Origin of the sequence: Caballeronia sp. INDeC2, assembly GCF_023631325.1 — a bacterium.
In the GTDB taxonomy this organism is placed as follows: Bacteria; Pseudomonadota; Gammaproteobacteria; order Burkholderiales; family Burkholderiaceae; genus Caballeronia.
Map to the genome: position 1 here is coordinate 740,392 of NZ_JALQDG010000003.1, position 19,708 is coordinate 760,099.

Here is a 19,708-nt window from a genome sequence, read left to right on the forward strand (position 1 = left end):
CTGGCCTAAAGTTTCGCCGGCCGGGACCGTTAAGGGTGTCATGGATAAAGATCAATTCCCGTTCCTCGACTCGGACGATCCACACTTTCAGCACGCACGCGCGCTGAGCCTTTCCGTGGGTGCGATTCGACGTGCGCAGGGCAAGTGCAGTCCCAACGACTTCCCGGTCGGTTCGCTCGAATGGCACTTCGCCATCGAAGATTTCGCGGGCGACGTCCTGCGCGCGCTGATGGACGAGACGGAAAACACCGACATCCAAGTCGGCGAGCGCCCGCGCGACTGAGCGAGCGCACGCTCCCGTTTCGACGTTCAGCCGTCCTGTCGTCCTTGCCGCCATTCGGCGGCGATTCCCCTTTCGTTATAGCTTCACGCCGCCCGCTTCGGGCGCATCCACGCCGCCGGGCGGGATCGCGCCGCTCGGGCTGATGTCGCTCGTGCGGTCGTTCGACCAGTACGGCTCGCGTCCGTAGTGCTGATGGACGGTGCTCGCCCAGACGCGATCGGCCATCGACGGCCACGCATCCTTGTCGAACCCCGGCGAGTTGCGAACTTGCTCGGCCGTCGCGTCGATGCGAAAGCACCGGTTGTCGGTATCGAGCGTGAGCGCGCTCCACGGCACCGCCAGCAGTTTGTCGCCGATGCCGAGAAAGCCTCCGCTCGATAGCACCGCATACGCGACGCGTCCGCTCGTCACATCGAGCATGATTTCCTTGAGCGAGCCGACATCGTGACCGTCGCTGCTCATCACCGAATTGCCGTCGAGTGTGCTTGCCGCCATGACATCGGGTCCCGGACCCGCGGCCGTCGCTGCGCCCTTGCCAACGATCTTCGCGCCTGCCGAAGACGGTTCCGTCGATTCAATCATGATCCGCTCCTTGACCGGTTGTGTGGACACGTTTTGTTCAGCAACGGCCGTACCATGAGGCGTCACGTCGTCTGCTAAGCTCGGAGTTCGTTCAATCCTGTCGCCGCCCATGATCGCTATCGAGGAACTGCTCGCCGTCGCGTACAAGAAGGAACGCATGCAGAGCCGGCGGCTCGCGAAGGGCGCGGCGATATCCGAGCACGCGGCGCTCGTCAGGACACTGGAAAAGGCGGCGGCGGGGCAATCCTTGCGGAATCTGATCGATGCGCGCCGCGCCGCGCAAAACCGGCACGCCGACGCGCTGATTTCGCGCGCAAGCCGCCGTACCGAGCGTGCGAGCCGGGCGAAGCGGCGCGATGCCGAGATCGAAACCCACGGATGGCGCGGCTGGTTCGACGGATCCGCGCTGCCGAATCCCGGGCGGCTCGGGATCGGCGGCGTGCTCGTCGGGCCGCTGGGAGAGACCGTCGAGATCAGCGTCGCCGCGGGCACGGGCGACAGCAGCGCGGCGGAATATCTCGCGCTCATCGCCGTGCTCGAAGCGGCAGCGCGAGCCGGCGTCACCGATGCGGTGATCTACGGCGACAGCCGCGTCGTGATCGACGACGCCAGCGCTTCGGACGACGCGGCCATCCGCTCACTTGCGCATCATCGCGCGCGCGTGCGTGCGCTCGTCGCGCGGATCGGCGATGTGCGGCTGCAGTGGATACCGCGTGCCCGCAACGTCCGCGCAGACGCGTTGTCGCGCAAGGCGCTCGGTTCGGCGCGCGCGACGGTCGAAGCCGCCTGACGCGGCGCGCGCCCGACATAAGGAAGCCATAAGCCGCGGGCTTCGATAATCGCTGCCGTCACTTCAAATCGCGGACATCGGCCGTCGGCGTGTCGCCGAATGCATCGCTGAGCAGATAGTCAACGACCTTGCGCGCCGATTCTTCGGGCGTCGCGAGCTGGCCATCGCGTTTGAGAGCGTCGAAGCGTTCGCGCATCGGAAAGCGTTCGAGTTCCGTGCCACGGATTTCGGCCTGCATGTCGGTGTCGACGACGCCCGGCGCGACGCTGCAGATGCGCAGCGCGCGATTGCCGTCGAGTGTGACGGCGCGCGCGTGGTGATCGAGCGCCGCCTTCGTCGCGCAGTAGATGCTCCAGCCAGGATACGCGTTGCGCGCCGCGCCGCTGGAAATATGGACGATGCGCGTGTCCGTCGCCTGCGCGCTGGCCTGAACGACGGCCGCTGCGAGCGTCAGCGGGGCGGCGACGTTCACGCTGACCGCACGCGCGACGGCGGCCGGCTCCTGATCCGCTAGACTGCCGACCGGCGCGAGCATCCCGGCATTGTTGACGAGCAGCACGCGCGCGGCGCCGGAGACGAAGCGGGACAAGGCATCGCCCGACAGCCAATCGCCAAGCTTCGTCAGATCGGCGAGATCCAGTTCGACCTCGTGCAAGCGGCCGGGATAGCGCGCGGCAAGTTCGTCGTTGCGGTTTCGGGAGATGGCGAGCACGTCGGCGCCTTGCGCGAGCAGAAGTCCCGCGAGCGCTGCGCCGAGTCCGCGGGTGTGGCCAGTGAGGATGGCGCGCGTCTGATTGGACATGGGCGTGATCGAGTTGGCTGAAGTCGTCCCGATTCTAGCGGCATGTGCGTCCACGTGTCGGCTACGCCCAATCGCGACGATCCGGCAAGCTGAAAACGTGCGCTGAACGGTCGATCGTTGGTTCCTGGACACAGCGGCGACGAGTGACTTTTTTCTGACTGACAAACGACTTCACAAAATTGACAATCTTCTTCAAACGAGAATCGCGGGAGACTGCCATGCCGAACCGCCCAAAAGCGTCCCGAGCTGCGTCGCCTAATTCCGAGGCCGGTCATGTCGACGCGCGCTCGCTGACGTTTTCTGTAGCGCTATGCGCGACGCTAATCGGCTCGCCGGCGGCGGTGTGGGCGCAGAGTTCCGTGCAGCTCTACGGCGAGCTCGATACTGGCGTCGCTTATACGAGCAACGTCGGCGGCCGTTCGCAATATCGGCTGACCACCGGCACCATCGACGGCAGCTACTGGGGTCTGCAAGGTACCGAAGATCTCGGCGGCGGCGCGCGCGCGATCTTTCGGCTCGAACGCGGCTTGTCCGTCACGACGGGCGAGGGCCTCAACGATCATCCGGTGTACGTCGGCATCGGCACGGATACGCTCGGCACGGTCACCTTCGGGCGCCAGTACGATTCGATCCACGATTATTTCCAGACCTTCACGCTCACCGGCAACACGGGCGGCACTGCGTTCGCGCACGTGCTGGACAACGACAACGCCAATAACTCGTTCCTGGCGGCGAACTCCGTCAAGTACACGAGCGCGAGCTACGGCGGCTTCAGTTTCGGCGGCCTCTACGCGTTCTCCAACGAAGCGGGCGCGTTTTCGGACAACCGCGCGTACAGCGTCGGAGCGAACTACTCGGCCGGCTCGTTCAATGCGGGCGCAGCCTACCTGCACAACAAGGGACGCGGCAACACCACGGCCGGCGCATACGATTCGCTCACGCTGCCCGGCCCCGGCAACACGGTCTTCAACGCAAACATTCAGCGGCAGAACACGTTCGGCGTCGGCATGAGTTACGAACTCGGCGAATTCACGTTGAGCGGCGCGTTTTCCCGCGCGATCAACTCCGGCGTAACCGATGCCGACACCGGCGACCTGATGCCGTCGCTCGCGCTCAACAACTACGAGATCAACGGCATCTACAAGCTGACGCCGGCGATCCAGTTGTCGGGGATGTACGTGTACACCAGCGGCGGCGGCGCGCACTGGCACGAGGGCGCGTTGCAGGTCGACTATCTTCTGTCCAAGCGCACGGACGTGTATCTCGAATCGATCTATCAGCGCGCTTCGTCGGGCGCGCCGGCGGTGATCAACACCAACGATCCGTCGAGCGGTCGCAACCAGCTGATGCTGAGCACAGGCATTCGTCATCGTTTCTGAGGGTTCTAGGCGCGTCGCGCGCGTGCTAACTTAGCGGTCTGTTTTCCGCTGGTCAGCAGGTGCCTTATGTCGCTCCAGACCTTCTCGATTTTTCTGCCCGCATGCTTCGCCATCAACATGGCGTTCGGGCCGAACAACGTGCTGTCGCTGTCGAACGGCGCGCGCGATGGCGTGCGCGCATCGGTGCTGGCGTCGTCGGGACGGATCGTCGCGTTCGCGATCATGATCGCCATCGCGGGACTGGGGCTCGGCGCGCTGCTGCTGGCGTCGCAGACGCTCTTCACCGCGATCAAGCTGGCCGGCGCGGCCTATCTCGTCTGGATTGGCGTGAAGCTGATGCGCTCGGGGCCGTCGCTCGTCGTCAGGGAAGAAGGCGCGGCGCGCGGCCGCGTGAGTCTTGCGCGCCTCACCAAGCAGGAATTCTGGGTCGCAGCCGGAAATCCGAAAGCGATCCTCGTATTCACGGCGTTCTTCCCGCAATTCGTCGATCGCGGCGCGTACGCGGCGAGTTTCGCGATTCTCGGCGCGACGTTCCTGCTGCTCGAACTGGTGGCGATCGTCATTTACGCGGCATTGGGCGCGCGCCTGGGTTCGCTCTCGCGCGGCGCGCGGGGCTTCTTCTGGTTCAATCGCGTGAGCGGGGCGCTGATGATCTGTTTCGGCGTCATGCTGGCTTTCGTGCGCCGGCCCGCGACGTGAATCCGCCAATATCGAAACCGAATTAATCGCGCGGAGTATTACGTCGAGTGATGGAGAATAACGGCGCATTAAGCTTTCAGGGCTATGCCCCGAGTGACCGAATCACAAATAAATACAAAATGCGGCACTCGCGAATCGTCTTTCGTTTCGCTTAACTAAGCTGGCGCGTAGGCAAGCGATCCTGAAAGGTAGATGAAATTGGACCTGCCGCACCCGGCGACGTTGGGTCGCGTGCCTGCTCTTGCGCCTTATCCCATACTGTTGCGCGCCATATTTGTTGACCGCAGGCAGCGCGTGCCCGTAATTTGCGATAATCACACGTTTTATCCACAAATAATCGCATGCGTAGTCGCGCGACCGTTTCGTGGCGTAATTCGCGCGGGTCGCTTATTTCGTTATTGCCTGCGATCGGCACCGTGAATTGCGCCGATTCGCTCATGTTGTCCGAAGGATCTTTTCCGATGCTTGCTCACTCGTCCGGCACCTCGCAGACGCGCTCGTTCACGACCGTCTTTCTGATCGAAATGTGGGAGCGTTTCGGCTATTACGGCATGGCCGCGCTGCTCGTGCTTTTCATGATCGACAAAATCGGTTTCGCCGATGACCACGCCAACCTGACCTGGGGCGCGTTCACCGCGCTCGTGTTTTCGGCGCCGTCGATTGGCGGCTGGATAGGCGACAAAGTGCTCGGCACGCGCCGCACGATGACCGCCGGTGCGATCGTGCTCGCGCTCGGTTATCTGATGCTCGCGCTGCCCATCGACACGCTCGGCTTCATGTATGCGTCGCTGGGCGTGATCGTCGTCGGCAACGGGCTTTTCAAGTCGAACGCGGCGAATCTCGTGCGCCGCATCTACGAGGGCGACGACGCGCGCATCGACAGCGCGTTCACGATCTACTACATGGCCGTGAACATCGGCTCGACCTTCTCGATCCTGGCGACGCCGTGGATTAAGGATCACTGGGGCTGGCACGCCGCATTCGCCGTGTGCTGCGGCGGCATGGTGCTCGGCCTGCTCAATTTCGCGTTGATGCGCCGCACGCTCGCGCACGTCGGCTCCGCGCCGGACGATACACCCATTCGCTGGAAACACGCGTTCGCGGTAGCGGCGGGCGGCATCGCGCTCGCGGCATCGACCGTGTTCATCCTGCAGCACAAGGCGGTGGCCGTTGCGTGCGTCTACGCGGCGGGCGTCGCGATTCTCGCGATCTTCGGCTACATGCTCACGAAGTGCGACCGCAGCGAGCGCGCCGGCCTCGTTGCCGCGCTGATCCTGACGCTCCAGGTCATTCTGTTCTTCGTCTTCTATCAGCAGATGTCGACGTCGCTCACGCTGTTCGCGCTGCGCAATGTCGATCCGTCGTTCTCGCTCGGCGGCCTGGAGCTGTTCACGTGGAGCGCGGCGCAGTTCCAGGCGCTCAACCCGATCTGGATCATGCTGCTGAGCCCGATCCTCGCGTTCGTCTATACGCGACAGGCGCGCCGCGGCCGCGATATTCCCGTGGCGGCAAAGTACGCGCTGGGCTTCGTCGTCGTGGCGGTCGGGTTCTTCGTCTTCGGTCTGAGCGGACGTTACGCCGTGGACGGGCGCGTGTCTTCGTGGTTCATGGTGGCGGGCTACGGTCTCTATTCGCTCGGCGAACTGCTCGTGTCGGGCCTCGGTCTCGCGATGATCGCGCGTTACGTTCCCGTTCGCATGAGCGGCTTCATGATGGGCGCGTATTTTGTCGCGACGGGCGTGTCGCAGTATCTCGGCAGCGTCGTGGCCAACTTCGCGCGGATGCCGTCCGGGAACCTGGAGCCGCTGCAATCGTTGCCGCTCTACACGCATCTGTTCTTCGGGCTCGGCTGGCTTGCGGCGGGCGGCGCGGCGGTCGCGATGGCGCTTTTGCCCGTGCTCGGGAAACTGTCGCGGGCGCATCAGCGTGCGGTGGAGCAGGCCGTGAATGCGAGCGGGGAGAAGCGCACACAGCCGTCGGCGACGTTGAGCACAAAGAACGTTTGACTTCGAAGAATAGTCCGGTCTATAATTCAATTCTTCAGACGCGGGGTGGAGCAGTCTGGCAGCTCGTCGGGCTCATAACCCGAAGGTCGTAGGTTCAAATCCTACCCCCGCAACCAAATCGTCAAGCAAAGAGCCCGGTTCAGCCGGGCTCTTTGCTTTTCTGCGCTCGTTATGCCGATTGAGTCGTTCGAGCGCGACATTTCCAATCAAGAACACCTATCCCCCAAGCACGAAAAGCCTGCATGAGCTTTCACTCATGCAGGCTTTGTGCGATCTTGCCAACTTGCATCGACTGGGGCGCAACTAGAGGTGCGCAAATCCGCGAGCTTTCACGCGACCTGCGCGCGAAACCGCGACCCGATCGATCTCAGGTTGCGATGCCGATCCTGTCAGGATGGACGAGGGCGAGACGCCCCGCGTCGATCAATAGAATTTCTTCGGCAGTTGCGCGCGACGGATCTGCTTGCGCAGGCGAGCGACAGCAGCAGCTTTCTTGCGCTTGCGCTCGGTGGTCGGCTTCTCATAGGCCATGCGCGACTTGAGCTCTTGAATCAGGCCCGTGCGTTCGACGGTACGGCGAAAACGACGCATGGCGACGTCGAAAGGCTCGTTCTCTTTCAACAGTACTTTAGTCATTGAAATCTCGGTTGATCTGGCCCTGCCAGAATTTAGGGCAAAACGCAATTGTACACTTTTTGAGAGTCGGCCTGCACGCACTTTGTACGAAGACGTGCGCGCGCGGACTCGGGAATCACATCGTAGGTCGTTGAATCGAGACGACAATCCCCAAATACCCGGGCTCAGAAGGCGCGTCGGCGGACAGACCGCGAATCGGGCGGAGCGACGCGCGCATCCGGCTGTTCGATCGTCACATCCGATTGTGCGAGCGCCACACAAGGCAGAATCCATCCTTCGGATTTCTCTTCGGCGGTGAGCCCCGGCCACTCCACGCGATACGCGATCCGGCCATCGACGAGCCGGCACATGCACGCGCGGCACGTACCGTTGCGGCACGACCGCGGAAGCGAGAGACCCGCCTGCAACGCCGCCTCGAGCAGCGTGACGCCCTCTCTCACCGCGACGAAGTGCCCGGCCGGCGCGATGACCATTGCGAAGGCGCGCGGCGCGTCGTCGCTCACGCTTTGAGCTCGATACCCGCGCGGCCGTTGGTGAGATCGCGCAGCTCGACGGCGGCCGGCTCACGCGCCGCGGCGGGCATCCGCACGACGAGTCGCACGGTCATCCCGTATTCGCTTTGCACGAGCTCGGCGTCGTGCTGCTCGATCCAGCGGCGCACGCGCGCTTCGTCGGCGTAGTCGATTTCGATGCCGATCAACCCGCGCTCGATACGCTCGATGCGCTCGGCGAGTTGCATCGCGCTGGCGATCGCGTCCGTGTAGGCGCGCACGAGTCCGCCCGCGCCCAGCTTGATGCCGCCGTAATAGCGCACGACGGCGGCCAGCACGCCATCGACTTCATGATGCCGCAGCACTTCGAGAATCGGGCGGCCCGCGGTGCCGGAGGGCTCGCCGTCGTCGGACATGCCCGACTGACCGCCCGCGAGCAACGCCCAGCAGACGTGAGTCGCGGTTGAATGCTCGGCGCGCAGGCGGTCGAGTTCGCGCATGGCTTCATCGCGGTCCGCGACCGGCAGCGCGAGCGCGATGAAGCGGCTCTTGCGGATGTCGATTTCGGCGCTGACGGCAGAGGCGAGGGTGTACGTTGGCAAAGCGAAAATGCGCAGGAGGCAAATGTCGAATCATAGCCGCTCGGCGCGACCGCTCATGCCGCGACGTCCGATGCGGTCTTCAGCGCGCGCTGCATCAGCACGGTATCGACCCATCGTCCGTGCTTGAAACCGACATCGCGCAGCACGCCGACATGCTCGAAACCGAGCCGCGCATGCAGCGCGATCGATCCCGCGTTGCCGCTGTTGCCGATCACTGCGATCATCTGCCGCCACGGTCCGCGTTCGCATCGTTCGATGAGCGTCGTGAGCAACGCGAAGCCGATGCCGCAGCGGCCGAAGCCCTCGGCGACATAGACCGAATCTTCGATCGTATGGCGGTAAGCCGAACGCGGCCGATAGGCCGACGCATACGCATAGCCCGCCACCTGGCCGTCGAATTCGGCGACGAGATAGGGCAGGTCCGCCGCCGCGATCGCCGCGTGACGCGCGCGCATGTCGTCGGCCGAAGGGGCGATCTCCTCGAAGGTCGCGAGCGCGTGCTCGACGTAGTGCGAGTAGATGCGCGCGATGGCGTCGAAGTCTTCGGGTACAGCGTCCCGCACGAGCGGACGGGGGCGATCGTCTGAGGTCATGGCTGTCATGCGGTGCAAGGAAAAGGCCGTTTCTGGTCTGGCCATTTTCGCATGGCGCGCGGACGGCAAAAAAAGGGCCTGCGGGCCGTGCGGAAGCCCACCAAAAGGGTGAGTTTTCGGGCAAAGAAAGCATTGAATCGGGCGATGCGCGGCCCCTACACTAGGTCGTTTGTCCGAGACTCTCGCACGAGCGGCGCAACTCGAGCCGACTCAGTCGAGCAGGGAACGAAAAACGCGGCGCGCGACATGGCTGGCGCCGCGGTCCATAACATGCAATGAACAAACTTCAACGTGGTGCCTTGGCGGCGCTTCTGATCGTCATCGTGGTAATCGCGGCGCTCGCGCCGGCGGGGATCGGCTTTTTGTTCGCGCAGCGCAGCCAGCGGCATGACGAGGCCGAGCGCCTGAACACGGTCGCTAAAGCAGCGCTCTACCGCGCCGAGGACGTGACGCGGCGCCTCTCAGGTGCGCTCGGGGAGATCGGCAAGGTCTCGGCGGCGCCTTGCTCGCCGCCGTATCTGAAAGAGCTGCGGCGCATCGCGCTCACGCACGAGCAGGTGCGCGACGCCGGCGCGTACGATCACGACGGTCGCTGGCAGTGCTCGTCGTTGCTCGGCGCGGTGTCGGCGGGCGTGCTCGACGGCCTCACGCTGCCGCCGCCCGACTGGCGCTCGCGCGACGGCGTGATGGCGTGGTACGGCCTGTCGCGTCTGCCGGGCGGCAAATCTTCGCTCGTGATGGGCCGAAACGGTTTCTACGTCGCAGCCGACCCTTCGCTCTACATCGACACGCTCGATGCGAACGACGACGTCGCGAGCGGCGTCGCCATCATCAACACGGAAGTGAGCCGCGTGATCGCGACCACGCCTGCCACCGACGCCAACGCCATCCTCGCCGTCTATCGCACCGCGCCGCCCGCGCGCGATTGCTCGCCGTACGTCGTGCGCCGTTCCGTGTCGATGCCGCTCGCGGTCGTCGTGAGCGCGCCGCATCAGACGCTGCATCAGCGCCTGCGCACGCTGCCCTGGGGCTGGCTGCTCGGCGGCGTCGTCGCGGGGCTCGTGCTCGCGAGCTGGGCGGCGTTCTTCTTCGTGCGCCGGCTGTCGCCGCGCGGACAACTCAGCGACGCGGTGCGGCGGCACCAGTTCATCGTCGCGTATCAGCCGATCGTCGATCTCGCGACGCGACGCTGCGTCGGCGCCGAAGCGCTCGTGCGCTGGAAGTATCACGACCGCATCGTGCGGCCCGATCATTTCATCCCGCTCGCGGAGCATCGCGGGCTGATTCAGGCGATCACGGATCAGGTGCTCGACACGATCCTGCTGGAGCTCGGCGACTTTCTGAAGCGCTACCCGGAGTACTACGTGTCGGTGAACCTCTCCGCCCAGGATCTCACGACGCGTCGCTTTCTCGACGTACTCGGCCCGGCGATCGCGCAACAAGGCGTGCGGGCGCAACAGATCCGCATCGAGGCGACCGAGCGCAGCTTCCTCGACGCCGATGCCGCCAAGGAAGTCATCAGCGCGTTCCGGGAGGCGGGCCACGCCGTCTATCTCGACGATTTCGGCACCGGCTATTCGAGTCTTTCGCACTTGCAGAACTTTCGCATCGACGGACTCAAGATCGACAAGTCTTTCGTCGATACCGTCGGGCAGGATGCGGCGTCGAGCAGCGTCGCGTCGCATATCATCGACATGGCCGCGACGCTCGATGTGCAAGTGATCGCCGAAGGCATCGAGCACGAGGAGCAGGCCGCGTATCTGCAGGCGCGCGGCGCGCAGTACGGGCAGGGCTGGCTCTTTTCCGCGCCGCTTTCGGCCGCGGAATTCATCCGCTATGCGGGCAGGACGCGCGGCGCTTGATCGGCAGCGGATCGTCCTCAACTATGCCGTTTCCAGACGAGGCGCGATCATGAACGACCAGACAGCCACCACTTTCCTGCGCGACGTGCGGCATCCGCTGCTCACGCTCCATCGCAGCGTGCTTGCGCATTTGCGCGCGCGCCACGAGGCGGAGTTCGGGCCGGTGTCGCCGGGCGAATTCCTGCAGATCGTGATCAACGGTTCGGCGTATCGCTGGCTCACGCCGCTTTCGACGCTGATCGCCGCCATCGACGACGTGCTCGACGACGACGAAGCCACCGCCGACGCACGCATCGCGCACGCGAAGGCGGTCGTCGACATGTTCAGCGCCGGGACGCGCGATCCTGCCTTCGCGGAGCAGTTCCTGCCCTTGCTGCAGGACAGCCCGGAGATCGCCGTGGCCAACGGGCAAGTCGCGCAGCTGGTGCGCGGCGTCGCGCGCGCGTAGAAGGCGCACGCGGCAGACGCGGCACACGCGCGGTCTATCGAAAATGCGACCTGAAAAATGCAAATTTCGACGGCCGCGTGTATGCGGGTTTTCCTGTCTGTCGCGCGCGGGCAGCGTTTCTCGGCGGGCGCGGGACGGCGCCGCCGCGCGCTTCATCCACATGCTGCGTCGCAGCAAACAAACTTCCTCACCGTTGAGCGATTGATTTTCGCTTGCGAGTATCGCCGCCAATCGCCGGAGCGTGGCTTTAAAGCGCGCTCCGTTTCTTTCCGGTCGACACGAAAGACGTTGGAGGCGACTCTTGAACCTGTACGGCTTCGGCCCGCTCCTCTTGGCGGGCGCCAAAGAGACGCTCGCGCTCGCGGTGCTCTCACTCGCGGTATCGGTGCTGCTCGGCCTGGCGGGCGCATCCGCGAAACTCTCGCGTCACGCGCCGTTGCGCGGCATCGCGACCGCGTACACGACGCTCATCCGCTCGGTGCCCGATCTCGTGCTGATGCTGCTGCTCTTCTACAGCATCCAGATCGCGGTAAACAATCTGACCGATGCCTTCGGCTGGGATCAATTCGATATCGATCCGTTCACGGCCGGCGTGCTGACGCTCGGCTTCATCTACGGCGCGTACTTCACCGAGACGTTTCGCGGCGCGTTTCTCGCGGTGCCGCGCGGTCAGCTCGAAGCGGGCAGCGCATACGGCATGAGCGGCATGCGCGTGTTCGGGCGCATTCTCTTTCCGCAGATGATGCGCTTCGCGCTGCCCGGCATCGGCAATAACTGGCAGGTGCTCGTGAAGGCGACGGCGCTCGTGTCGATCATCGGTCTTGCCGATGTCGTGAAGGCCGCGCAGGACGCGGGCAAGAGCACGTTCAACATGTTCTTCTTCATCCTGATCGCGGCGTTGATCTATCTCGCGATCACGAGCGCGTCGAATCTCGTGCTGATGGCGCTCGAGCGCCGCTATTCGATCGGCGTGCGGCATGCCGAACTCTGAACTCCGCTAGCGAGCGACAAGCCATGATCCAGATCTTCGCCGAATACTGGCGCCCGTTCCTGTACTCCGACGGCATGCGCGCGTCGGGCCTCGTCGTCACGTTATGGCTGCTCGCGGCCTCGATCGCGCTCGGCTTCTGCGCGGCGGTGCCGCTCGCCTGCGCGCGCGTGTCGCGCAATCGCTGGCTCTCGACGCCCGTGCGCATCTACACCTACGTGTTCCGCGGCACGCCGCTCTACGTGCAACTGCTGCTGCTTTACACGGGCATGTACAGCCTGGAATTCGTGCGCACGCAATCCCTGCTCGAAGCGTTCTTTCGCAGCGGCTTCAATTGCGCGATCCTCGCGTTCGCACTGAACACTTGCGCCTACACGACCGAAATCTTCGCCGGCGCGATCCGCGCGATTCCCCACGGCGAAGTCGAAGCCGCGCGCGCCTACGGCATGAGCACGTTCACGATGTATCGCCGCGTGATCCTGCCGTCGGCGCTGCGCCGCGCCTTGCCTTTGTACAGCAACGAAGTGATCCTGATGCTGCACGCGACGACCGTCGCTTTCACGGCGACCGTGCCGGACATCCTGAAGGTCGCGCGCGATGCGAATTCCGCCACCTATCAGTCGTTCGAATCGTTCGGCATAGCTGCGCTCCTGTACGTGGCGATCTCGTTCGCGCTCGTCGCGGCATTCCGGCGCGCGGAACGCCACTGGCTCGCGTATCTGCGGCCGGCGGGCGCGGCGCGTCGAGCTCGGCGCGCCTGAGCGGTAGAATTCGAACCATTGCATCAGTCCCTGTCATCACCCGAGGAGAAAGCGTTGGAGCCAACCGCCAAAGACGTCGCGACCAAGCTCGTCGCCGAGGACATTCACAAGCGCTACGGCGACAACGAAGTGTTGAAGGGCGTCTCGCTCGCCGCCCGCGCGGGCGATGTCATCAGCATCATCGGCGCGAGCGGCTCGGGCAAGAGCACGTTCCTGCGCTGCATCAACTTTCTCGAGCGGCCGAACGCGGGGCAAATCATCGTCGACGGTGAAACGGTGCGCACGAAGGCCGACCGCGCCGGCAATCTCGAAGTCGCGGATCACAAGCAGTTGCAGCGAGTGCGCACCAAGCTCGCGATGGTGTTCCAGCATTTCAATCTCTGGTCGCACATGACGGCCATCGAGAACGTGATGGAAGCGCCGATCCACGTGCTCGGCGTGTCGAAGAAGGAAGCGGAGGATCGCGCGCGCACGTACCTGGAGAAAGTGGGCTTGCCGCCGCGCGTCGAGAAGCAGTATCCGTCGCACTTGTCGGGCGGGCAGCAGCAGCGCGTCGCGATTGCCCGCGCGCTCGCGATGCATCCCGACGTCATGCTTTTCGACGAACCCACGTCCGCGCTCGATCCCGAACTCGTCGGCGAAGTGCTGAAGGTGATGCAGAAGCTCGCCGAGGAAGGGCGCACGATGATCGTCGTCACGCACGAGATGGGCTTCGCGCGCAACGTGTCGAATCACGTGATGTTCCTGCATCAGGGGCGCACGGAAGAAGAGGGCGCACCCGCGGAAGTGCTGAGCGCGCCCAAGAGCGAGCGTCTGCGCCAGTTCCTGTCGGGCAGCCTGAAATAACGTGGCAGGCGCGCCGCTGCAGGTTGCGATCGTCGCGCTCCCGCCGATGTCGATGAGCGGCATCGGCCCGATCATCGACAGTCTTTCTCTCGCCAACGAGATCGACGGCCATCGTCTCTACGAATGGCGCGTCTGTTCCTGGGACGGCCGTCCCGTGCCGCTTTCGGGCGGCGCGCAACTCCCTGCCGATTGCGCATTCAACGACGCGGTGCGCTGCGACTGGCTCATCGTCGTGTCGGAGCGTTATCAGCAGTTCGCCGATTACCGGCTCTTTCTCGCGAGCCTCGCGCGCGTCGCGCCGCGCACGCCGCTCGTCAGCGGCGTCCATCACGGCGTGTGGTGGCTCGCGATGGCCGGCCAGCTCGCGCAATATCGCGTCGCGGTGAACTGGGAGACGTATCAGCAATTCACCGAGCAGTTCGAACGCGCGATCGTCACCCAGCAGATTTTCGAAATCGACCGCGACCGCGCCACGTGCTCCGGCGGCCAGGCGAGCATCGACTTCATGCTCGCAATGATCGCGCGCGATCACGGCCCGGACCTCGCGGAGCGCATCGCGGATTCGCTCGGCATCGGCGCCGTGCGCGCGGGCACTGAACGTCAGCGCATTCCGTTCGTCACCGCGCCCGGCGAACGTCATCCGCGCCTGAACGATGCGCTGCAACTGATGGAAGCGAACATCGAAGATCCGCTCGCCACCGATGAAATCGCGAATCTCGTCGGCATCTCGCGCCGCCAGCTCGAGCGGCTCTTTCGCCAGTATCTCGGCGCGATGCCCTCGAAGTACTACCTCAACCTGCGGCTGACGAAGGCGCGCACGCAATTGCAGCGCACGAGCAAGTCGGTGGTGCAGATCAGTCTCGCGTGCGGGTTTTCATCGGCGGCGCATTTTTCCAATGCGTATCGTGACCGCTTCGGCGTGACGCCGCGCGAGGAGCGCCGCAACTGGATCGAAAAGCAGCGCGGCGGGGCCATCGACGAGCCGCGCGGCGGCGCGCTGATCGAGCCGCCCGGGCTCGCCTGAAGGCTGCGAAAAACCCCATCGAAGCATGTCGCGAACGCGCAAGACGGAACGCGCGCGATTGCCTAATATCGAAGCTGATTGCAAGAACCTGACGAGGAGTGACTCATGACCGACATCAAAGTGAATCGCGGTACGTTCGACGAAGTAATGGTTCCGGTATTTGCCCCGGCCAATTTCGTGCCCGACCGGGGCCGCGGCTCGCGCGTCTGGGACACCGAAGGCCGCGATTATGTCGATTTCGCCGGCGGCATCGCGGTGACGGCGCTGGGCCACGGTCATCCCGAGTTACTGAAAGTGCTGCACGAGCAGGGCGAAAAGCTCTGGCATATCGGCAACGGCTACACCAACGCGCCGGTGTTGCGCCTCGCAAAACGCCTGACCGATCTGACCTTCGCCGATCGCGCGTTCTTCGCGAACTCGGGCGCGGAAGCGAACGAAGCGGCGCTCAAGCTCGCGCGCCGTTATGCGATCGACAATCACGGCGACGACAAGATCGAGATCGTCTCGTTCACGCAGTCGTTCCACGGCCGCACATTCTTCACGGTGAGCGTCGGCGGCCAGCCGAAGTACGCCGAAGGCTTCGGCCCGCAGCCGCAGGGCATCCGTCATCTGCCGTACAACGATCTGCCGAAGGCGCTCGAAGCCATCGGCCCGAAGACGTGCGCGGTGGTCGTCGAACCGGTGCAGGGCGAAGGCGGCGTGCTGCCCGCCGATCCCGCCTTCCTGAAGGGCCTGCGCGAAGCGTGCGACAAGCACGGCGCGCTGCTCATTTTCGATGAAGTACAGACCGGCGTCGGGCGCACGGGCACCTTCTACGCGTACATGCAGTACGGCGTGACGCCCGACATCCTCACGAGCGCGAAGGCGCTGGGCAACGGTTTCCCGATCGGCGTGATGCTGACGACCAACCAGATCGCCGCGCATTTCAAGGTCGGCGTCCACGGCACGACCTATGGCGGCAATCCGCTGGGCGCGTCGATCGCGGAGAAGGTCGTCGAGCTCATCAGCGATCCGAAGCTGCTCGAAGGCGTGAACGAGCGCAGCCGCGCGATCAAGGCGCATCTGGAGCGTCTGAATGAGCGCTTCGGCATGTTCAAGGAAATCCGCGGACGCGGTCTGTTGATCGGCGTGGAACTGAACGACGCCTACAAGGACCGCGCGAAGGACGTGCTCAACGCGGCGGCGGCGAACGGCGTCATCATGCTGATCGCCGGGCCGAACGTGCTGCGCTTCGCACCGTCGCTCATCATGCCGATGGGCGATCTCGACGAAGGCTTCGCGCGCATCGGCAAGGCGATCGAGCAGGTCGCCGGCGCCGCCGCCGTCAAGTGATGAACAGGACCCGATGATGCTATTCGTCCGTCCCGCAAGACTCTCCGATCTCGACGAGCTCGAACGGATGGCGCGCGCAGCGCTCCCCGTGCTGCACTCGCTGCCGCGCGACCGGCGCGCGCTCGACACGCGCGTCGCGCTGTCGGAAGACTCGTTTCGCGCCGAAGTCGAATTTCCCGGGGAGGAGTTCTATCTCTTCGTGCTCGAAGATGCGCAAACGGGCCGGCTGCTCGGCACGTCGAGCATCGTCGCATCGGCGGGCTATTCCGAGCCGTTCTACACGTTTCGCAACGACGCGCTGATCCACGCGTCGCGCGAGCTCAAGGTGAACCGCAAGATTCACGCGCTCACGATGTCGCATGAACTGACGGGCAAGAGCCGTCTGACGGGTTTCTACATCGATCCGTCGCTGCGCAACGAAGCGAACGAAGCGGCGGCGCATCTCTTGTCGCGTGCGCGCATGATCTACATCGCCGCGAACCGCAAGCGCTTTTCGAGCGAAGTCTTTTCGCTGATGCTCGGCGTCACCGATGACACCGGCGCGTCGCCGTTCTGGGATGCGGTCGGTCGCAAGTTCTTCGGCCGCGACTTCGAGCAGGTGGAATCGGAATCGGGCGGACGCAGCCGCACGTTCATCGCGGAAGTGATGCCGAGCTATCCGCTCTATGTGCCTTTGCTGCCCGGCGAAGCGCAGCGCGTGCTCGGCGAGCCGAACGAAGGCACGCTGCTCGCCTACGACATCCATCTCGAAGAAGGCTTCGAGCCGGATCGTTTCGTCGATATCTTCGATGCGGGCCCGGTGCTCACGATCGCCGTCGACAAGAGCGCATCGGCGAGTTCGAGCGAACTGCGCACCGTGCGCGACGGTGCGTCCGAAAACGGCGCGCCGTATATCGTCGCGGCGGGCGGCGCGCATGAGTTCCGCTGCATCGTCGCCGGACTCGCGGGCACGCGCGCCGACGGCGCTGCATTGACCGCCGCCGCGCGCGAGGCGCTCGGCGTGGAGGACAAGGACACGGTGCGTTGCGTGCCGTTGCATCAGGCATCGGGAGAATTGCAATGATCGTCGTGCGTTGCACGCAGCCGGGCGATGTCGATGCGCTCGTCGCGCTCGCCCAGGAAACGGGTCCGGGACTCACCACGTTCAAGCCGGATCGCGATGCGCTCGCGGCACGCGTCGAACGCGCGCGCCGCACGCTCGAGGGTGAAGCGCAGGCCTTCGAAGCGGGCTATTTCTTCGTGATGGAAGACACCGCGACGGGCGATGTCGCGGGCGTATGCGGCATCGAAACGGAGGTCGGGCTGGAGCAGCCGTTCTACAACTATCGCGTGTCGACGGTCGTGCATGCGAGCAAGGACATGGGCGTCTGGACGCGCATGTCGCTGCTCAACATCTCGCACGATCTGACGGGTTATGCGGAAGTGTGCTCGCTGTTTCTGAGTCCGCGTTTCCGGACGGCCGGTGTCGGCGGCCTGCTGTCGCGCTCGCGCTTCATGTTCATCGCGCAGTTCACGGATCGTTTTCCGCAGCGCCTGTGCGCGGAATTGCGCGGCCATTTCGATGAAAACGGCGAGTCGCCGTTCTGGAACGCGGTCGGCTCGCATTTCTATCAGATCGATTTCAACGAAGCGGATTACCTGAGCTCGCATGGCAAGAAGTCGTTCGTCGCCGAGCTGATGCCGCGCTATCCCGTGTATCTCGACCTGCTGCCCGATGCCGCGCAACGCGCGGTCGGCGTCACGCATAGAGACACGGCGCCCGCGCGCAAGATGCTCGAAGCGGAAGGGCTGCGTTATGAGAATCACGTCGATATCTTCGATGCGGGCCCGGTGCTCGAATGCCATACGACGGACTTGCGCACCGTGCGCGAAAGCGTGATCGCGAATGTGCGCATCGGCGAAAAAACGCAGACCGACAGCGACGCGAAGAGCCTCGTATCGAACACGCTGCTCGAAGACTTCCGCTGCGGCGCGACGGCGGGCGCGGTCGAAAACGGCGCGTTCCTGCTGACGGCGGAAGAAGCCGCCGCATTGCGCGTGAAGGAAGGCGACCAAGTGCGCGTGTTGACGTCCCGGCCGCGCGCGAAGTGAACGAGAGAGAACATGGATATTTCGAACCAGTTGTATATCGGCGGTGATTGGCAGGCTGGCTCGGGCGCGGCGTTCGCATCGCGCAATCCGGGCACCGACGAGACCGTATGGCAGGGCCTGAGCGCGTCGGCGGACGACGTGGATCGCGCGGTGTCGTCGGCGCGGCGCGCGTTCGCTTCGTGGTCTGCGCTTTCGTTCGATGAGCGCGTCGCGATCGCCAAACGCTTCGCGGCGCTCTTGAACGAAAACAAGGAAGCGCTCGCGAACGCGATCGGCCGCGAGACCGGCAAGCCGCTGTGGGAAGCGCGCACGGAAGTCGCATCGATGGCGGCGAAGGTCGATATCTCCGTGCAGGCGTATCACGAGCGCACCGGCGAAAAGCGCGCGCCGATGGCCGATGGCGTCGCGGTGCTGCGGCATCGTCCGCATGGTGTCGTCGCCGTGTTCGGGCCGTACAACTTTCCTGGGCACTTGCCGAACGGGCATATCGTGCCGGCGCTGATCGCGGGTAATACGGTCGTGTTCAAGCCGTCGGAGCTCGCGCCCGGCGTCGCGGCCGCGACGCTCGCGCTGTGGATTCAGGCCGGATTGCCCGCGGGCGTGCTCAATCTCGTGCAGGGCGAGAAGGATACGGGCGTCGCGCTCGCGAATCACCGGCAGATCGACGGGCTGTTCTTCACCGGCAGCTCGGACACGGGCACGCTGCTGCACAAGCAGTTCGGCGGCCGTCCCGAGATCGTGCTCGCGCTGGAGATGGGCGGCAACAATCCGCTCGTCGTCGCGAACGTCGAGGATATCGATGCAGCCGTGCATCACGCGATCCAGTCGGCGTTTCTGTCGGCGGGGCAGCGCTGCACATGCGCGCGCCGTCTCTTCGTTCCCGACGATGCCTTCGGCGAGCGCTTCATGCAGCGCTTCGCCGAGGTGAGCGCGAACATCCGAGTCGGCACATTCGACGACGAACCGCAGCCGTTCATGGGCGCCGTGATTTCGGCGCGCGCGGCGGCGCGCCTCGTCGATGCGCAGACGCGTCTGATCGAAGCGGGCGCGAGGCCGGTGCTGCAAATGGCGCAGCGCGCGGCGAATCTCGGCTTCGTGTCGCCCGCGATTCTCGACGTGACGAACGCCCGCGACGTGCCCGACGAAGAGCACTTCGGCCCGATGGTGCAGCTCACGCGCTACAAGACCTTCGAGGAAGCGATCGAGCGCGCGAACGACACCGCCTACGGCCTTTCCGCAGGCCTGCTCGCCGACGACGAAGCCGCATGGAACCACTTTCAGCGCACGATCCGCGCGGGCATCGTCAACTGGAACCGGCCGACCAACGGCGCATCGTCGGCGGCGCCGTTCGGTGGCATCGGACGCTCGGGCAACCAGCGGCCGAGCGCGTATTACGCGGCGGACTATTGCTCGTATCCGATGGCATCGGTGGAAAGCGCGCAATTGCAGATGCCCGCGAGCGTGTCGCCGGGACTCACGTTTTAAGTACGGGA

At 64.7% G+C, this 19,708-nt stretch carries 21 protein-coding genes and 1 tRNA gene; 16 read left to right on the forward strand and 6 right to left on the reverse strand.

The annotated features are described in order from the left end of the window. The first annotated feature begins 40 nt into the window (after positions 1 to 40). A complete protein-coding gene (locus NCS28_RS05230) occupies positions 41 to 283 on the forward strand; it encodes a hypothetical protein (RefSeq protein WP_250512790.1) in 243 nt (80 codons plus the stop codon). A 75-nt stretch (positions 284 to 358) separates the two neighbouring features. On the opposite strand, the gene NCS28_RS05235 is transcribed toward NCS28_RS05230, so the two are convergent. Then, entirely contained in the window at positions 359 to 865 is a 507-nt protein-coding gene (locus tag NCS28_RS05235) for a PRC-barrel domain-containing protein (RefSeq protein WP_250512791.1), read from the reverse strand. Between the two features lie 109 nt (positions 866 to 974). On the opposite strand from NCS28_RS05235, the gene NCS28_RS05240 reads away from it, so the two are divergent. After that, positions 975 to 1,655, forward strand: a complete 681-nt coding sequence (locus NCS28_RS05240; RefSeq protein WP_250512792.1) for a ribonuclease HI family protein — start codon at positions 975 to 977, stop codon at positions 1,653 to 1,655. A gap of 58 nt (positions 1,656 to 1,713) precedes the next feature. Here the strand turns inward: NCS28_RS05240 and NCS28_RS05245 are convergent, their stop codons facing one another. Continuing rightward, the gene (locus tag NCS28_RS05245) at positions 1,714 to 2,457 is read right to left on the reverse strand and encodes an SDR family oxidoreductase (protein ID WP_250512793.1); all 744 of its coding nucleotides are present in this window, start codon (positions 2,455 to 2,457) and stop codon (positions 1,714 to 1,716) included. A 218-nt stretch (positions 2,458 to 2,675) separates the two neighbouring features. Here NCS28_RS05245 and NCS28_RS05250 point away from each other — a divergent pair, with 218 nt between their 5' ends. The 4 genes from NCS28_RS05250 (at position 2,676) to NCS28_RS05265 (ending at position 6,657) form a co-directional block, all read left to right on the forward strand. After that, positions 2,676 to 3,836 carry a porin gene (locus tag NCS28_RS05250; RefSeq protein WP_250512794.1) on the forward strand — a complete coding sequence of 387 codons (1,161 nt, stop codon included), beginning with the start codon at positions 2,676 to 2,678 and terminating at the stop codon, positions 3,834 to 3,836. 66 nt (positions 3,837 to 3,902) lie between these two features. After that, positions 3,903 to 4,535, forward strand: coding sequence for a LysE family translocator (locus NCS28_RS05255; protein WP_250512795.1), 633 nt, complete (start codon positions 3,903 to 3,905; stop codon positions 4,533 to 4,535). A gap of 461 nt (positions 4,536 to 4,996) precedes the next feature. Further along, complete coding sequence (locus NCS28_RS05260) at positions 4,997 to 6,541, forward strand: peptide MFS transporter (RefSeq protein WP_250512796.1); 1,545 nt, start codon at positions 4,997 to 4,999, stop codon at positions 6,539 to 6,541. 39 nt (positions 6,542 to 6,580) lie between these two features. Beyond that, positions 6,581 to 6,657 (forward strand) — tRNA-Met (locus tag NCS28_RS05265). 307 nt (positions 6,658 to 6,964) lie between these two features. On the opposite strand, the gene rpsU is transcribed toward NCS28_RS05265, so the two are convergent. The 4 genes from rpsU to NCS28_RS05285 form a co-directional block, all read right to left on the reverse strand. Beyond that, positions 6,965 to 7,177, reverse strand: coding sequence for a 30S ribosomal protein S21 (gene rpsU, locus NCS28_RS05270; protein ID WP_006999077.1), 213 nt, complete (start codon positions 7,175 to 7,177; stop codon positions 6,965 to 6,967). A gap of 164 nt (positions 7,178 to 7,341) precedes the next feature. Next, positions 7,342 to 7,650, reverse strand: a complete 309-nt coding sequence (locus NCS28_RS05275; protein WP_250513061.1) for a 2Fe-2S iron-sulfur cluster-binding protein — start codon at positions 7,648 to 7,650, stop codon at positions 7,342 to 7,344. Between the two features lie 26 nt (positions 7,651 to 7,676). Further along, the gene (locus tag NCS28_RS05280) at positions 7,677 to 8,270 is read right to left on the reverse strand and encodes an IMPACT family protein (RefSeq protein WP_250512797.1); all 594 of its coding nucleotides are present in this window, start codon (positions 8,268 to 8,270) and stop codon (positions 7,677 to 7,679) included. 53 nt (positions 8,271 to 8,323) lie between these two features. Next, entirely contained in the window at positions 8,324 to 8,863 is a 540-nt protein-coding gene (locus NCS28_RS05285; RefSeq protein ID WP_502801145.1) for a GNAT family N-acetyltransferase, read from the reverse strand. A gap of 275 nt (positions 8,864 to 9,138) precedes the next feature. Between NCS28_RS05285 and NCS28_RS05290 the strand changes: the two genes are divergently transcribed. The 10 genes from NCS28_RS05290 (at position 9,139) to astD (ending at position 19,700) form a co-directional block, all read left to right on the forward strand. Further along, the gene (locus tag NCS28_RS05290) at positions 9,139 to 10,725 is read left to right on the forward strand and encodes an EAL domain-containing protein (RefSeq protein ID WP_250512799.1); all 1,587 of its coding nucleotides are present in this window, start codon (positions 9,139 to 9,141) and stop codon (positions 10,723 to 10,725) included. A gap of 49 nt (positions 10,726 to 10,774) precedes the next feature. Further along, on the forward strand, positions 10,775 to 11,173 hold the full coding sequence (locus NCS28_RS05295; protein WP_250512800.1) for a hypothetical protein: 399 nt from the start codon (positions 10,775 to 10,777) through the stop codon (positions 11,171 to 11,173). A gap of 301 nt (positions 11,174 to 11,474) precedes the next feature. Continuing rightward, positions 11,475 to 12,164 (forward strand): ABC transporter permease, encoded by a 690-nt coding sequence (locus tag NCS28_RS05300; RefSeq protein ID WP_250512801.1) that lies wholly within the window; start codon positions 11,475 to 11,477, stop codon positions 12,162 to 12,164. 23 nt (positions 12,165 to 12,187) lie between these two features. After that, the gene (locus NCS28_RS05305; protein ID WP_250512802.1) at positions 12,188 to 12,922 is read left to right on the forward strand and encodes an ABC transporter permease; all 735 of its coding nucleotides are present in this window, start codon (positions 12,188 to 12,190) and stop codon (positions 12,920 to 12,922) included. A gap of 54 nt (positions 12,923 to 12,976) precedes the next feature. Then, positions 12,977 to 13,768, forward strand: a complete 792-nt coding sequence (locus tag NCS28_RS05310; RefSeq protein ID WP_250512803.1) for an ABC transporter ATP-binding protein — start codon at positions 12,977 to 12,979, stop codon at positions 13,766 to 13,768. Between the two features lie 46 nt (positions 13,769 to 13,814). Further along, positions 13,815 to 14,792 (forward strand): GlxA family transcriptional regulator, encoded by a 978-nt coding sequence (locus NCS28_RS05315; RefSeq protein ID WP_250513062.1) that lies wholly within the window; start codon positions 13,815 to 13,817, stop codon positions 14,790 to 14,792. A gap of 105 nt (positions 14,793 to 14,897) precedes the next feature. Then, positions 14,898 to 16,124: an aspartate aminotransferase family protein gene (locus tag NCS28_RS05320; protein ID WP_250512804.1), complete on the forward strand. Its 1,227-nt coding sequence runs from the start codon at positions 14,898 to 14,900 to the stop codon at positions 16,122 to 16,124. Between the two features lie 16 nt (positions 16,125 to 16,140). Then, on the forward strand, positions 16,141 to 17,187 hold the full coding sequence (aruF, locus tag NCS28_RS05325; protein ID WP_250513063.1) for an arginine/ornithine succinyltransferase subunit alpha: 1,047 nt from the start codon (positions 16,141 to 16,143) through the stop codon (positions 17,185 to 17,187). Next, positions 17,184 to 18,215 carry an arginine N-succinyltransferase gene (astA, locus tag NCS28_RS05330; protein ID WP_250512805.1) on the forward strand — a complete coding sequence of 344 codons (1,032 nt, stop codon included), beginning with the start codon at positions 17,184 to 17,186 and terminating at the stop codon, positions 18,213 to 18,215. The genes aruF and astA overlap by 4 nt, the downstream gene beginning before the upstream one ends. A gap of 12 nt (positions 18,216 to 18,227) precedes the next feature. Then, a complete protein-coding gene (astD, locus tag NCS28_RS05335; RefSeq protein ID WP_250512806.1) occupies positions 18,228 to 19,700 on the forward strand; it encodes a succinylglutamate-semialdehyde dehydrogenase in 1,473 nt (490 codons plus the stop codon). The last annotated feature ends 8 nt before the right edge of the window (positions 19,701 to 19,708 follow it).